The 14,761-nt window shown below is 43.4% G+C and carries 12 protein-coding genes; 4 read left to right on the top strand and 8 right to left on the bottom strand.

What is annotated here, in order from left to right:
- Positions 1-89: 89 nt before the first annotated feature.
- A complete protein-coding gene (locus B9N89_RS04925; RefSeq protein WP_132316241.1) occupies positions 90-2,783 on the top strand; it encodes an ATP-binding protein in 2,694 nt (897 codons plus the stop codon).
- 27 nt (positions 2,784-2,810) lie between these two features.
- Positions 2,811-3,587, top strand: coding sequence for a substrate-binding periplasmic protein (locus tag B9N89_RS04920; protein ID WP_159455151.1), 777 nt, complete (start codon positions 2,811-2,813; stop codon positions 3,585-3,587).
- Positions 3,588-3,697: 110 nt separating this feature from the next.
- On the opposite strand, the gene B9N89_RS04915 is transcribed toward B9N89_RS04920, so the two are convergent.
- Together B9N89_RS04915 and B9N89_RS04910 are read right to left on the bottom strand one after the other, a co-directional pair.
- The gene (locus B9N89_RS04915; protein WP_132316245.1) at positions 3,698-4,957 is read right to left on the bottom strand and encodes a DUF1552 domain-containing protein; all 1,260 of its coding nucleotides are present in this window, start codon (positions 4,955-4,957) and stop codon (positions 3,698-3,700) included.
- A 27-nt stretch (positions 4,958-4,984) separates the two neighbouring features.
- On the bottom strand, positions 4,985-6,727 hold the full coding sequence (locus B9N89_RS04910; protein WP_132316247.1) for a DUF1592 domain-containing protein: 1,743 nt from the start codon (positions 6,725-6,727) through the stop codon (positions 4,985-4,987).
- A 370-nt stretch (positions 6,728-7,097) separates the two neighbouring features.
- Here B9N89_RS04910 and B9N89_RS04905 point away from each other — a divergent pair, with 370 nt between their 5' ends.
- Positions 7,098-7,565 (top strand): response regulator, encoded by a 468-nt coding sequence (locus B9N89_RS04905; protein WP_132316249.1) that lies wholly within the window; start codon positions 7,098-7,100, stop codon positions 7,563-7,565.
- Positions 7,566-8,765, top strand: coding sequence for a tetratricopeptide repeat protein (locus B9N89_RS04900; RefSeq protein WP_132316251.1), 1,200 nt, complete (start codon positions 7,566-7,568; stop codon positions 8,763-8,765). It begins immediately after the preceding gene.
- Positions 8,766-8,852: 87 nt separating this feature from the next.
- On the opposite strand, the gene B9N89_RS04895 is transcribed toward B9N89_RS04900, so the two are convergent.
- The 6 genes from B9N89_RS04895 to B9N89_RS04870 all read right to left on the bottom strand — a co-directional run bounded on the left by B9N89_RS04895 (position 8,853) and on the right by B9N89_RS04870 (position 14,754).
- Positions 8,853-9,578, bottom strand: a complete 726-nt coding sequence (locus tag B9N89_RS04895) for a substrate-binding periplasmic protein (protein WP_159455150.1) — start codon at positions 9,576-9,578, stop codon at positions 8,853-8,855.
- Positions 9,579-9,841: 263 nt separating this feature from the next.
- Positions 9,842-10,741: an OmpA family protein gene (locus B9N89_RS04890; protein ID WP_132316255.1), complete on the bottom strand. Its 900-nt coding sequence runs from the start codon at positions 10,739-10,741 to the stop codon at positions 9,842-9,844.
- Positions 10,742-11,014: 273 nt separating this feature from the next.
- The gene (locus B9N89_RS04885; RefSeq protein WP_132316257.1) at positions 11,015-11,692 is read right to left on the bottom strand and encodes an OmpA/MotB family protein; all 678 of its coding nucleotides are present in this window, start codon (positions 11,690-11,692) and stop codon (positions 11,015-11,017) included.
- Positions 11,689-12,468 (bottom strand): MotA/TolQ/ExbB proton channel family protein, encoded by a 780-nt coding sequence (locus B9N89_RS04880; RefSeq protein ID WP_132316259.1) that lies wholly within the window; start codon positions 12,466-12,468, stop codon positions 11,689-11,691. Before B9N89_RS04880 ends, B9N89_RS04885 begins: the two co-directional genes overlap by 4 nt.
- A gap of 4 nt (positions 12,469-12,472) precedes the next feature.
- Positions 12,473-14,116 (bottom strand): hypothetical protein, encoded by a 1,644-nt coding sequence (locus B9N89_RS04875; RefSeq protein ID WP_143478117.1) that lies wholly within the window; start codon positions 14,114-14,116, stop codon positions 12,473-12,475.
- Positions 14,113-14,754, bottom strand: a complete 642-nt coding sequence (locus tag B9N89_RS04870; protein WP_132316263.1) for a hypothetical protein — start codon at positions 14,752-14,754, stop codon at positions 14,113-14,115. The genes B9N89_RS04875 and B9N89_RS04870 overlap by 4 nt, the downstream gene beginning before the upstream one ends.
- Positions 14,755-14,761 lie beyond the last annotated feature (7 nt).

The raw sequence follows: 14,761 nt of genomic DNA, 5'->3' as shown, positions 1-14,761 counted from the left end.
CAATTGTGGTTCTTGGTTGTGTTGATGGTTTGCGAGCGGGATTTCTAGATTTGTTTACGTTATCTTAATAAAGACTCATGAAGGTTTGATTGAAGTTCAAAAGCATTGCTGTTCAAGTTAGCCGCAAGATTATCAGCACCATTGCAATCGGAACCCTACTTCTCAGTTCGGCAGTTGGGATCAAGCAATTCAATGATGCCTTGGAAAATTTGAAGCAACGTGCACATCAAAGCATGCGGATGACGACCAAAGCTCTGAGCTCGCCAATCTGGAACTACAGTGAAAATACCATTGTCGAGTATGGTGACGAATTTACTCGCGATCCTGACATCCTTTACATGGAAATCACCGATCCTCAAATCGATTGGATCTATCGCTCAGATGAGTCTTTGAGCGATACCCAAACAAAGACACGGTTCTGCGATTCAAACGATAATTTTTGCTCTGAAGCAATCGTGACTCGTGAAGGGGAGGAAATTGGTCGTGTTTTTGTCATATTCTCCATCAAAAGAGTCCAAAAAGAGGCTCTAGAGACCGCGGTGATTATCTTGATGCTCGGGGGTCTCTGTATCATGATCCTATCAATATTAGTTCGCATTTTCCTTAGACGAATTGTTGAAGAGCCGCTTAGTAATCTTGGCGACGGTGCTCGTAAGCTCGCTGATGGTGAACTTGATCATAACTTCGTCATTCAGGAAAACAATGAGGTCGGAAACCTGGCAAAGAATTTTATGGCCATGCGGGATGCGATCCAGCTGAAGATCAGTGATTTGATCGAGATCAACGATCTCAGCCAAAAACTGAATCAGCTCTACGAGTCTCATAACATAGAAGAGCTGCTGGTGCAGTTCTGCGGCCAGAAGCTGGGCACTGAAAAAGTTTGTTATTATCGCAAAGGGCAAGACGACGGCCTTGTGGAAGGAAGCCAACTCTCTGATCGAATGGTGTCAAAAGAATTTATGCGGGACAAGGGCGCCGAATACCTAAGGGCATCGCTGCGCACCAGACAGATTAAGGCCCATAGACTGGAAAGTGGATTAGGTGTCTACATTCCCATTGTAAAGGAAGATCAATCATGGTTCGGCGTGATTGTGGCAGTTGTACCCAAGGAATACGACTTAGTGCCCTATTTGGTTAGTGTCCTCGAAAACTTAGCCCGTACGGCTGCAATTAGACTCGAAAATCTCCATGTGAACGTTCTCTTGGAACAGCAGAATCGAAACTTGGAGGCTATAGTTAACCAGCGAACTCAAGAACTAAGGCGCAAGAAGGATGATATTCAGGCCATGCTTGAAAACATCAATATGGGGATCTTAACGATCACTCCGGGGCAGCTAATACATCAAGAGTATTCGAAGCAAATGGAACAGATCTTGGAATCTGATCAGATTGCCAATGGCCAACTTATGGATGTTCTATTCTCGTCGTCCGATTTATCAAATGACATTAAGGCTCGCATGGACTCGGCCTTAAGAGTGGCGATCGGAGAGCATGAAATGAACTTTCACGTGAATTATGAAGCTTTTGTGAGTTCTATGCATTATTTCTCCCCGTCGGGCCGGGAAAAGATCCTTGAATTGGAATGGAATCCAATTATTGATCAGGATGGTACCGTTGAGCGCATCATTTTGTCGGTAAAAGATGTAACTGAGGTGCGAAAATTAGAAGAACTAGCGAAAAACCAGTCTCGGCAGTTCGCGGTGATTACAGAAATTGTGACTGTTGGTTCCGAACGGTATTCGGAGTTCATGTATAGTATGGATCGTGCCATCGGTGAAGTTCGTGAAGCCATAGACTTGAACGGTCAGCGGAACCCTGAAGTGATCAACAGTATTTTTAGAACCCTTCATACCCTAAAGGGTAACTCCCGCGCATTGGGCTTTAAGCAGATGGCTGAAGCGATACATAATGCAGAGAAAGTTTATAGCATGCTGCGTCAAGACCCCAAAATGAAGTGGGATCGTTCCACACTTCGCCATGGGCTAAACGAATTAGAAGATTGCATTGGAATCTATCGTGATATTTACGATCAGAAGCTCCAAAAACTGGGGCAGGATTCGAAAATTCCTCAGTTGATGGCAATGCTAGATGAGATCGACCAAGAAATAGATTCAGGTCGGCCAGCTCAGAGCTTATTTCCCTTTCACAATAAATTTAAGCGTATTCTTGATGGTCAGTTAGGACTTGACTATCTTTTTGAGTCGATCCAGGGGGGGATTTGTGAAACCGCAAGTGAGTTAAATAAGCGAACTCCCATCGTTGAGTATACCAAGATTGATATATTTATGGATCGGGATCAATTTGATGCTGTACGAAGTGTATTCGTCCATCTCATTCATAACAGTATTGACCACGGTATTGAGGCACCTGAAGAGCGACTCATGAAGCGCAAGGATCCTCAAGGCTTGATTCAAGTTGATCTAGGATTACATGATGGTCAACGGTTGCAGATTCACTATCAAGATGATGGCCGTGGCTTGGATATCCAAGCACTGAGAGCATCTTTGTCAAAGGATGGAATTGATCATCGCTCATTTAGCGATTGGGACCTAGCTCACTCGATTTTTAATTCGGGACTGTCGACAAAGCCTACTGTAACTGAAGTATCAGGGCGCGGTGTGGGCCTGGATGCTGTGAAACATTTGGTAGAAAGCCATGGAGGAACTATCACCATTGAGCTTGGAGAAGCTACAGCAGGGTTTCGATCCATAGCATTCAGATTCGACTTTATTCTGAGAGAACCTTACAATAAAGGTAAGCTTCATGTTATCAACTCTGTTTAATTTAAGTGGTATAACATCATGAAATGGATGAGTTCTTTACTTCTCTTAGAACTGGCTTTCGCTACGGATAACCTTGCTGCCAAAGACATACCGATGTCTTTTGGCGATATTCCACCTTTTGCTTTTGCCGATGGCCGAGGACTGGCTGTTGATCTTATCAATCACTTTATTCAAGCGACTGGCTCCAAAGTTCAGGTTAGGGTTCTTCCAAATAAGAGAACACGAACTTATCTTAAAAACCAGAAAGTACAGGGAATTGGAATTGTCGATCGACAAAGCGAAGTCGAAGGGCTTTGTTATACTGAGGTCTATATCAATTTTGAAAATATGGCGATAACATTGGAAAGTCAAAACTATCCTAGTCTTGCAAGACCCAAAGATATTACCAAATTAGACAAACCTCGGATAAGCTCGTTTCAGGATGCTAAGCTCTATCTAGGAGATGAATATAACAAGGCCGTTGATAGCCCATCGGTCATGTCTTATGGTGAGTCTTCGAATATATTAGGGGTAGTCAAACAACTTTTTTTTAAAAGAGCCGACCTTATTGTAATGGAGTCGACAATTTTTGATTACTATCGAAAGCAACTAGCTGAGCGAGATCGCCATAGTGAGGTTGCCGAAATACCTGTGACGAAACACTCTATTCTACCTACAACGCCGTTTCGAGCAGGATTTCTTGATGCGAACCTTTGTAAAGTGTTTAATCTAGGCTTAAAGAAAGCAAGGCAGGATGGTAGTTATCAGAAGATTTATGATCACTGGACAAAGGTGGAAAAAACGAAAAAACCATCTCGTCCTTAGGGGCAAGATGGCTGCGAAATTGTCTGGTAAACCTTTCGAGTGTGATGGAATAGAGTATCCCACTTTGCGATTCACTCGCTAAGATTGAGTCACTTGATTTGATACCTCATTTAGATTCCGATAGGTGTAATGCCTCCACCACCAATACTATCTAGATCAGCTTCACCATCTGGAGTCATGGCATCTGCTAACTGACGCCATAAGTTTTTGTTTGTCTGACCGTTGGCCTTAAAAATACCATTCTTAGTGATGGCACCACCCAAGCTACCATAGACGGCACACGGTATGTTGTGGGTTGGGTGTCCTGTGTTGAAAGAGCCATTTGGGCTATCGGCGTGGGCTCCTCCTTCGCTGATATAGACCATCGCAGACCTATCCAAAATATTATAGTCTCCTTCAGTCAATCGATTTGCGAACTTTGCCATGCGATTGTGTACTGAGTTGGTAAACCCTTTGAAAGAGGCTCCGCCATCGGAAAAGCCATTAGAATGAATAAGGTTATGCTGGGGATCGGTATTTGTGTTGAGAAACGAAAGGACGATCACTTGTGCCATATCACAAGCCATGAGTTGATAGGCGACTTCTAGCATATCCTCGTGCTTGGCCTCAACGGAACCTCCGCCTTTGAGTGCTGGACTTTTGTTGCAGGTGGGAGCTTCAAATGGAGTATCTTCTATGCTTGCTGGGGTTTCAGCGTTTTCACCGCCGGAATTTCCGCCTTCGCTTTGTTCAGCGAGGCTATTGTAGTGCTTTTGGAGCTGATCTAAATAGTTATTGAAAATGGCAGCGTCAGAACCAAGGAGGTTGCGCAGGCGCTTGACATCATCAAGACATGGATCAATTACATTCTTCTTACCACTTTGAATCAGTGCCAAATCATGGGAATTGACGCTTTGAAAGGAGCGTCCGAAAAAGGTGCGCATCGCAAGCTGGGGGTCCTGTATTGCGTTGATTGGGTTACTTCCCGAATCGTGAGCGTAATGACGGTCACCGACATCGACCCCTAGGTATTTGATGTCATTATTGTTTAGGCCGAGAGCGGTAAAGAACGATGGTGCACGTTGCTTGCTGTCGCTGAAACTTAGCAGGCAAGTCTCACCAAAATGCCAGTCAAGGCCGCCTTGTGTGACCGCAAAGTTCAAGCCCTCTAAGACGAGAGTTTGGGCTTTAGTCTTATCGCTAAGTCCATTCTGTAGTGCATTGGCAGTATCTTGAAAGTTATGGTGTCCATTGGGCGACGTGCAGATCAGAATCTTGCGACGTCCCTGAGCGCCAAAGGCGCGGGTAGATTGAAATGTTTTCCAAAGAGCTGCAGCAACAATCGTGTGACTGGCATAGTTAAAAAAGTTTCGTCTTGTTAGCTTTACCATTGTGTATCTCTCCTGCTAGGTGTAGTTCTACTTCGTCAGTCGTGAGCGTTCAACAATCATCTCAACAAACAACTTGTCGAATTCAAGTTCTTGTGAACTAGCTCGCTTGTATGCATTCGTGATAGTACAGACATCTCGCTCCTTTTCTAACCTGCCGTAGATCATACGGAAGGCTTGAACTGCGAGACAAACCTCGACTTCTTTAGTTCCCTTTAGAGTTTGGCTGAGGCCAGCGACTCCCGAGAAGGTCTTGGACTGATCGTCCTTCATAGAGATAAAGAGGTTGCCCGGTGTCATAACATCGAAGCCATGGCTATCGGTGGATTGGATGCGACCATCCGGCCCAATGTCTTCCATACCGAATCCAACTCCATTAACAACCGAATGGCACTCGCCACAGCTCCCGTTGCTTGTAGCCTTGTGGAAGGCGTCGACTACGCTTAGACTTTTGTCGAATGGTGTGTTAGCAACGACTTCAGCTAAGTTTTCTGGAGTTTCTAAGCTTTGGCAAAGAAACTTTTCCATGATGTGTTTGCCGCGTTTCGGTGGGTTGGTACTTTCCAAGTTGCTTGTAATCACTGCAAGGCTAGGCTGAGAGAGTATCCCTTGTCTTGATTCTGAGTAACTTAATGGCTTGAGACCTCCAGGAATCTCAATATCGTTGCTCCCCACCGTGAGGCCATAGACTTCCGCGAAAGCCTCATCTCCCATCGTAAAGTTTGCATCGAAGATTTCTGAAAATTGATCACGCTCTGATTTTACTAAGAAATAGATAAATGCGGCCGATTCTTCTTTCAATATTGCTTTGATATCAGCATTGATTTCCGAATTGCCGGTTGCTTCAAAGTCTTTGCTATCGATCAACTTAGTCATGAGCCAAGAACTGACAAAGCGCTTCACCCCCTCATAGAACTTGGGATCATTGATCATGCTTTGAGCTTGTTGGCGAACTGATTGCTGATTATTGAAACTATCACTTTCGGCTAGTGCGACAAGATTTGATGATGGCGGGGAAGCCCAAAGGCTATCAGCGAGGACGGTTGCAACTTCCCAACTATCAAGGTGTCCATCGAGGCCTAGCTGCTTGCGAAAAAGGAAATTATGAGACAATAGAATTCTCTCAACCAGCAGTCCTAAACCCTGGACGTCAGTACCATAGCTATCAACGAGCTTCATCTCTTGTTGGAGTCTCTCGCCATCGATTTTCATCCGCCATATTTTAGGTAGGGTTTCTGAAAGCCAAGATTCAATACAGTCTCGCTTAGGTTGACCACAGTCAATGATTGAGCCGGCATCTGATTGAATTTGTTCGGCGACTTTAACATTCACATCCAGGTATCGTTCTAAACGCTCCCGAGAAAGCTTATTGAAATTACTCAGGTGGTCGTAGGCAAGAACTTGAACTGTTTCTGTTGGTAAGCTGATTTTCAGGACTTCATCGTCAAGGTCAATACCAAATGAACTTTCCACCGACTGTATGTATTCATTAGCTGTGATTAGTCGAGCTTCAGACCGTTGATTAATATCGGTACAAGTCTCTTGGCTCACACCATCTACAATTAGGCTAAAAATTTCGTTCTGACGTTCTGCGTCGAATTTTTCCGCTTCCACCGGGGTTACGGGTCCTGGTGGCTCTTGATTAGCAAACTCCTGGCCTCCCGTATCGATTCGATTCAATAGTGCCTCTGGCTTTTTAGTGCAAGACTGGGAGTAGGAAGTAACACATAGCAGCCCTACAGTAATCCAGCTCAGTTTCTTCTTGAATGTCATGTTGAGTCCACTCCGTTCAAATTTGTTATCGCACTCACATTTTTGCAATCAGCATTCCTAAAAGTCCAAAATGACTTTACTTAAAATAGTTCGTAAAATTAGATAGATAGTGAATCTTATTTCAGGAATGAATTCGAAAAAATACGGCTGGATGATAGAACTTTCGTATTCTACTAAAAATAATAGCTACATACCGACTAGTCAGCAAATCAGTAGCTTTCTAAAACAGTCTCGAGGAGCTAAGTCACTAAAATGTGCTCTGGCGATTCATCCAATAGGCACGCGGAGCCTTCTCCCTGAACACAAGAAATGCTACAATGGAGGCAAAGATCTCTTCATAGACTCAAGTAAATAGCGCTTCGAGGGAACCATGAGCAAGGTAAAATCCATAAAGCCGGACAGGATCTTGATCGTTGATGATGATCCAGACCTCTTAGAGGTGCTTCAAGAGCGTTTTGAGCAATCGGACTGGAAGGTCGATACAGCCAACGATGGTTTAAAAGGACTAGATATCGTAAATGGCAAAGAATTTGACGTGATTCTATCGGATATCGAGATGCCTCAACTAAATGGGATTCAGTTTCTATCAGAGATCCGAGGGTCTGAAAAGAATGCTGGGACGGTTGTTGTCCTGATGTCAGGGGCGTTTAATCAGAAGGACGTCAACGAACTACTAGGCTATGAACTTGGAACCTTTATTGAAAAACCTTTTTCGGCAGAGAAAATACTGAGCCTTATTGAAGACGCCTTGAAACGACGTAGTGAGCTTCAGAGTCAGCTAGAAAGTTCTGAGGTAGATAGCGCGAATAAGAGGTTTAAAGTCATTGGGGAAGACTAGATGATCAGTTCTGATAGTAACATATGTTTACTCCTAAAATCGAAAGATGAAGTTGATTTCTATGAGCGAATACTCAAAGGCTTGAATTTCAATAAGTTCAAATCGTTTACGGATTCTGATGAAGCCTACGAACATGTGATCAGAAATCAATTTGAACTATTTATCACTCGAATGGAAGTAAGCCCCATGTCGGGCCTGGTATTTATTCAGAAAATTCGAGAAACCGGTAACTATGGTCTCGAATCTCACCTTTTCATTGCCGACAAGGTTTCAGGTGATCACATTTGTACCTTGCAAGACTTGGATCTGCCTTATGTCCTTGTTAAGCCATTTACTGTGGATCGGGTGGAAGAAAAACTGAACTACATGTCTAAAATAGAAAACAATCTGACTGAATTCGAGGAAGGCTATCGAAATGCGAAAACGGCTTTCTTTAATAAGCTAGATGATATGGCACTTGAGCTAACTAAGTCTTTGGTAGATGCGAATCCCGATAATCCCAAAGCTCGCCTCCTGCTTGGAGATATCTATCTTCATAAGGAAGACTATGATCAAGCGCAACGTTGCTTCGAACACGTTTTAGAGAAAGACCCTAAGTCTGGTCCTAGCAAGATCCGTATGGCCAAGATACTGATGGCTCGCAATAACTTCTTGGATGCTAGTCAACACTTAAACGACCTAGCGAAGGTCAATCCACATCACATAAAAGTACTGGAAAACGCCGGTCTATCAAACTTCGAGATTAAGGAGTATAAAACTGCCAAGAAGCACATGAAGCAGCTGGTCGCCATTGATAAAGATAACCTTGTGGCTCAGCAAATAGAGACAAAAGTTGAATTTAGGAGCGGCAACATAGCCGCATCGCTCCCGAAGTTAAAAGAAACTATGACCGACAGCGAACTGATTTATTTTGCTAACAATGAAGCGTTGCGCGTATTGAATGAAACTGAAGATACCAAGGCCGCAGTTGCAGTATTCGAAGAAGTTCTCAGCGAGGTTCATGAAAACGTCTTTCGGTATGTGCTGTACTTCAATGCAGGTCAACTATATTGGAAGATGGGGGATCTAGATAGTGCTCGAAAAGCTTTCATTAAAGCGATCGAAATCAATCCAAACTATGATAAACCTCGCCATGCCTTAAAGAAACTTCGAGAGAAGATCAAGGAAGAGCAGCAGTCGTCGCCAAAGGCAAGCGCCTAGATGGACGAAGCAAGCGGAGTTTGAGTTCAGTTCCAAGTTTCCATTCAGGTGAGCCTAATAGCGAACTCGCTGTATGGCAAAAAGGTGTTACTTTTCTATCTGATATGAATCATAGGGGATAATTGATTCATCATACTTAAGGCCCATATACAATCGATCGAGCAACCTCTTATAGGCGCCATTCTTTAATATTTTGGCCATGCCTTGTTCTATCTGCTTACGAATGATTTGGTGGTCGGCACGATGCTTACCTATGGCTAGGAAAATGTCGGTCACGCTAATGGGTTTATCGAGCATTCCTATTCTCGTGCTGGCGTCGTTCCCTAGGCTGAATATAGCATGAATACCGCTGACATCATCGGCATTGGCAAGGTCCAAACGCCCCAAGGACAGCATCTTGAACAGGCTAGAAAGTGTGCTAGTATTGACCACTTTTAGGCCATTATTCTTGAAGAAGGCTTCTAGGCCTGAGCCATTAAGATTTCCCATATACTTTCCAGAAAAATCACTCATTCTATTGAAAGTGATATTTTCAGGAAACTTCGATTTGTTATAAAAGACGCATAATCGAGAGCGAAAAATTGGTTTGCCGATATCCAATTGATCCGAGATTTTAGAAGCAGATACCCCTTTCATATACAAAGCTAGATCGATACTTCCATTGGCGACCGATACTTGAGACCTCGCCCAATTGACGACGGTGTATTTAGGAGAAAACTTAGATTGTTTAAAAATCTCGTTGACTAAATCTATAGTGAAACCATGAGGTGGCGGGCCTTGATCGCTACGGGGAGGATAATGAACAATACCCATGGTTAAGTTTATGTTTGCCAGTGCTATAGGACTATGTATGCTTATAACTAGCAGCAAAGATAAAATATACATACTAAATAAAAGTATTATTCGACGTTGATCAGCAATCGGATCGCCCTTTCTATAGATTATGGTCCGATTTTTGATTGCGGTGCCAGAGATGTCAAGGATATTCGTTTGATCAAGAAGGACTACAGAGAAGTCCTAGATTAGTGACCTCTCGATCCATTAGGAGGAGTGAAACATTTACAGAGAGCCTTGTCTTATATTTCAAAGCCAAGACTGAATCCAAAGTGCACGATTTGATATGAGTGCGTGTATTGGAAACTGCCCATAATTCCTTGATAGCCCAATCCACATTCAGTACGAAGACCGCCATTGAGCGCTAGTTTGTCGTTGTTGGTGGCTAAACCAGCGAGGCCTGATGCTCCGCAAAACCACTGGCTATCTTTCAATATCTCGATATCACGGACATAGCGAGCACCGAATTCTCCATCAAGAGTTTGGAAGTCCTTCTTGCTTGCTGACTGGAAGTGATTGAGTTGAACGCCACCAAGGAGACGAATACTAGGCATATTCTTTAGAAAAATAGGCTTGCGAAGGCTAACTCCCAAAGATCGGTGATCTAGGTCATAGCAATCAACGCAGGCGAGGCCGATCTGATTGGCGAACTCTAAGCCCCGGGCTCCTCTTTTGGCAAGAATCAGCTCTTTTTCGATTTCTACTTCCTTAATTACAATTGGAGTCTCTTCTTTTGCTTCTTGTTCCGTTTTTGGCTGAACGACAATGAAAATTCTCGCTTGTCGACCAAAGCGAGGGTTCTGCCCGCCACCAAATTCGTGAATCTGTTTCACGTTGGGGAATTGCTTCTCGATAAAGCGCTTGACCTTCTGAGACCGACGTACCGACAAGTCTAAATTGTAAGCAGCGGTTCCTGTCGTAGAGGCGGTCGAGACGATGTGAATATAGGTGATGAGTTCGGGGTCAACTTCTGTGAAGCACTCGGAGATTCTTTCCTCCCGAAAAGCAACGCTGTCATTTGGGAATAGGACATTGCAGGTAAAAACCTTGGTTTCCTTCAGCGGTTTCTTATCAGGGATCTCTGCTCCTGAAAGAGCTGCGCTTGTAGAGAGAAGGACTAGAAAGGCTAACAGTTTACTCATACTATCTTTTCCTCTTCAAGCAGTAAGCGGATGTTTGGCCTTTATGGGTCATGAAGCCAACTAATTCCCAGCCTTTATTGCCGTAAAAATTGAGGGCATCTTCCCATAGTGCAGGATTCATTTTCTTGAAAGGGAGGCACTTGTAATCCCACTTGCTAAAATGAAAGAAAGCGGGATCAGGCAATTTCTCTACGTGAGGTGGATCCCTGTAAGGGCTCTTTTTTGTGACACAAGATGTCATGAAGACTAGACTAATCAGATAGATCAATTTCATCAATGTACCCTCACTACCACACGTCGGTTTAGTCGTTGGTTTTCAGCAATAGGATTACCTTCGTCATCAAGGTTAGGGACAAGGGGGCGATTGCTGCCAAAACCTTGGAGGGCTAGCCTATTACCAGGGAAGCCAACATCTTCTAAGCTTTGGACGATGACCAATGCTCTCGCCGAAGATAATTCCCAATTATTGCGAAATCTGGCACTTCGGATAGGAACATTGTCGGTATGTCCTTCGACGGTGATCCTGGTGTAGTCTGGTATGTTTTTTAATACAGCTATCACTTCATGAATGATGGCTTTATTTTCTTCAATAATCTCTGCCTTACCAGACTTAAATAGAAGTGACTCATGAAAAACTAAGTCGACAGATTCGTCGGTAAGATCGACTGTGACCTTGTCGGCGAGGTCGGCTTTCTTGATTTGTTTATTAAGTTCCTCGGCTAAAGTAATCAGGTTGACTTCACCGTCCTGAACCTTGCCGGTCACTGCGTTTTTAACCTGCTCAAACTTTACAGTGCTGACTTTAGATGCCGACATAAGAAGGATAAAGAAAACAAGAAGGAGACTCATTAAGTCACCAAAGCTTGTTAGCCAGCCTTCGTTGGAGGCCCCATCGTCTTCCAGGTCTTCCTCTACATCATTGAGGAATAGGTCATCTTGTGGGTTTATCATGCTTTCACCCGTGAACGAGTTTTTCGCGAAGATTCTAAATAGAAAGCAGGCTTACGATTCTCAATCATATAGATCCAAAGCAGTACTTGCTCAGTATTCTTAGTTCTCTCAACTTTTAGGTTTTCTAGCTTCGCTACCAGTGGGCCAATGACCACTTGAGCAATGAAAATACCATATAGGGTGGTCAATAGTGCTAGAGACATATTAGGGCCAATCGACGAAAAATCTTGGAGGTTACCGAGAAGCTTTACTAGGCCTAGTATGGTACCAAACATACCGAAAGCCGGAGCGAGTGTAGAAAGTTTTCGGAGCAAAGCAATCTGGGTATTCAAAGCAGCGAGTAGTCGCCGCTTCTTGAGTTCGACAATTAATCTAATATCGGGAATGGCTATGCGAGCCTCTAATTTTTCCGCAACCATCTTCCAAGTAGATCCAAAATTCTTATCTTCGTCAATTTTCTTACTGATTCCCTGAGGACCGTCCTTATAGTAGATATCGGTTAACTCGCCTAGTAGGGAGTCTACTGTATTCGTCCGCTGACGCATGCCACTAGCAGACTTCATGACTAAGTTTCTAGCCATTTCAGCTAGGATCGCACAATGGGAGGTATTAAGTGCGATACCGACAACTCCACCCAGAACCACTAGAAGTGAAGGGTAATGAAGAAAATAGGCGATAGGTTTCACCCCATCGAGAACGAAGACTCCAAGATATAGAGAGGCAAAGATTAATGCGAAGCCACTGAGTGATAGTAGCATTTGTAATGAGGTTTTCATGTTATTATTCACCTATTCCTGAAGTGATTCTGTAGCTTCGAAGCAGGTTCATCTGAGATTGCTTCAACTGGTCTTCGGTAGCTGAAAAAGAAAGAGCCATTCCTTCAACAACCTGTCTTCTTACAGGACTCAAACTATCCAAAATATTGCTAGAAATATCCTTATACTTGCTAATTACAGCGACAAGGTCTTCGTTTTCCAGGCCTTCTAGTACTTTTGATAGCTCTTCCTTTGCCAGCATGAGAATGTCACGGCAGCTAAGCTTATAAGCCATAAGCGCCGCAGGAATCTTCATACCACCAGCTTCAAGGCTCGCTAAGGTTTCCTTGGCGTTTAGATCAGCATTCAAAATCTCTTTGATTTGATTGATCTCATTCTTGGATGTTTCGTGAGCAGACAACCTCGATTGCTCATAGGCAGCCTTCAAAGCTCCTTCGACTCTGTTTATCGTTGCATCATCACGCTTAGCACCCATGCCTTGGATGAGCTTGGCTTTTTCATCATTGCTCAGAGTGGCTAGAATATCTGCTGTTTGACTGCCATTCAGATACTTAAAAGCGACCGCCAAATTGCTAAACTTATCTTGCTCCGGTATCAGGTCAAGGATTGCGGTTCCTGAAAGGAGAGACAAAAATCCGAATCGTTGCTGTGACTGCGCTTCGTGAATTTTTCGAAAGTGTTCCACTTCAACAGCCAATGATGCTAGGGTTGATGACTCATTGCCAGCCTTATCTCCACTTTTAAGGAGCTCAGTTTCCATAAAGGAGAAGTTACGAGCGAGAAGCTCTCTGTTTTTCTTGGTGCTCACCGCAGCATAGAGTGCACTTGCTTGATCTAAGTTTAAACCTTGTAGAAATTCCCGGCCGAGCAGTGGATTGCTCGTTAAAAACTCTAGAATCTTGGTAATGTGCTCTTGATTAGCTTCAAAAATATCTTTTTCTGCCAATGCCGGATTAGAAGTTGACTCCGATAGGGACTTTGACTTATCGCCGAGCTTCTTAAGCTCTTTCAAAAGCTTTGAAATCATTATGAGAATGATCAGGAGTGCAATAAAAGCTAGGATTCCAAGTACAATTTTGCCGGCGTAGCCGTTTAGGAATTCTTTTAGGAAAGTTGCAGTATCGAGTTCTTCTTTTTGATTAGGAAATAGTTTGTCCGTCTTAACGAGTTGGACGTTTGGCTTCACGCCATAGATACGACTAATTTTTTCTGAAATAATCGTTTTCGCTAAAGCTGTGGTTTCATCGGAAACTGAACTTAAGACGAGAAATCTAACGAGGATTTCATTAATCTTTGTAGTTTCTTTGTAAGTATAGCTTTCCTTATAATCTACCTTTTTCGCTTGTGCCGGTTTCTTCTGCTCAACCACATCGCCAAAACCTGGTAAGCCAGGAGGAAGTTCTTCTTGTTCAGGTTCTTCGATACGTTGACCTTGCTGATCATCCTTTTGGAGAACTTTCTCCCGTTCAACAGAACTCGATGCGGAGACGATAAGGTGGAACTCATTGTCACTGATCAAGCTTGAAATATCTTTTACCAAGTCGGATCGAATTTGCTCAGAAAGTTTTTCACTTTGAGCTAGAACTTGGAAGCAGTATGAAAAGGCAGTGATCATCACTAAAAATGAACTCTTATTAAATGCTATCATTTTTTCGCAACCTCTTCAGTCTTCTTGATTTTTAGCTTTGGTGCCTGTTCAGAAGGCTCCTCATCCACAGCGTCCTCATTGCTAGCCGGTAAGACTATGGTCTTTTCTTCGGTCTTCGCAGGAATCTCGCTCTCAACTTTAGCAATGGTGCTCTTTAGTTTCTCTTGATTTTCATTGATCAAGATCGATTTTTGCCAATATTTTAGGGCTAACTCTGGAGAGCCCATCATGTACATGATTGATCCCTTCATGTTGAAGAGTTCAAAATTCCATGGATCAATATCTAAGGCCTCGTCAACTTGCTTTAGTGACTTTTCAAAATTTCGTTTGCTATAGTCAGACTTAGCGTTGAATAGAAGTCGAGTGAGCTTTGTCTTTTCTTTTAATGACAGTTCACGCCTTAGAATAAACTGGCTCTCGTCATCGATGAAGTTTCGCTCATGAAGCTTGATGTCATAGCTAGACTCGTTTTTTAGGGCGTCATCGATCTTGATGCGATGGACCCCTTTTTCAGTCTCAATGATCATTTCTCCATTATTTTCATAGATCTCTTTAATCTCAACTTTTTTTAGCACACCTGTGGCCGACAGGGCTTGCGAGGAGAGAAGACCCGCAACTATAAGGGCTATATGTTTCATTGCAGTC

This window comes from Pseudobacteriovorax antillogorgiicola, assembly GCF_900177345.1.
GTDB classification, from domain to species: Bacteria; Bdellovibrionota_B; Oligoflexia; order Oligoflexales; family Oligoflexaceae; genus Pseudobacteriovorax; species Pseudobacteriovorax antillogorgiicola.
This window is presented reverse-complemented; position numbering and strand designations above follow the sequence as displayed.

Coding starts and splice junctions, on each gene's coding strand:
- B9N89_RS04880 (WP_132316259.1), bottom strand. CDS start 12,468: ATGAAAACCTCATTACAAATGCTACTATCACTCAGTGGCTTCGCATTA.
- B9N89_RS04915 (WP_132316245.1), bottom strand. CDS start 4,957: ATGGTAAAGCTAACAAGACGAAACTTTTTTAACTATGCCAGTCACACG.
- B9N89_RS04905 (WP_132316249.1), top strand. CDS start 7,098: ATGAGCAAGGTAAAATCCATAAAGCCGGACAGGATCTTGATCGTTGAT.
- B9N89_RS04875 (WP_143478117.1), bottom strand. CDS start 14,116: ATGATAGCATTTAATAAGAGTTCATTTTTAGTGATGATCACTGCCTTT.
- B9N89_RS04890 (WP_132316255.1), bottom strand. CDS start 10,741: ATGAGTAAACTGTTAGCCTTTCTAGTCCTTCTCTCTACAAGCGCAGCT.
- B9N89_RS04900 (WP_132316251.1), top strand. CDS start 7,566: ATGATCAGTTCTGATAGTAACATATGTTTACTCCTAAAATCGAAAGAT.
- B9N89_RS04885 (WP_132316257.1), bottom strand. CDS start 11,692: ATGATAAACCCACAAGATGACCTATTCCTCAATGATGTAGAGGAAGAC.
- B9N89_RS04895 (WP_159455150.1), bottom strand. CDS start 9,578: ATGGGTATTGTTCATTATCCTCCCCGTAGCGATCAAGGCCCGCCACCT.
- B9N89_RS04910 (WP_132316247.1), bottom strand. CDS start 6,727: ATGACATTCAAGAAGAAACTGAGCTGGATTACTGTAGGGCTGCTATGT.
- B9N89_RS04920 (WP_159455151.1), top strand. CDS start 2,811: ATGAGTTCTTTACTTCTCTTAGAACTGGCTTTCGCTACGGATAACCTT.
- B9N89_RS04870 (WP_132316263.1), bottom strand. CDS start 14,754: ATGAAACATATAGCCCTTATAGTTGCGGGTCTTCTCTCCTCGCAAGCC.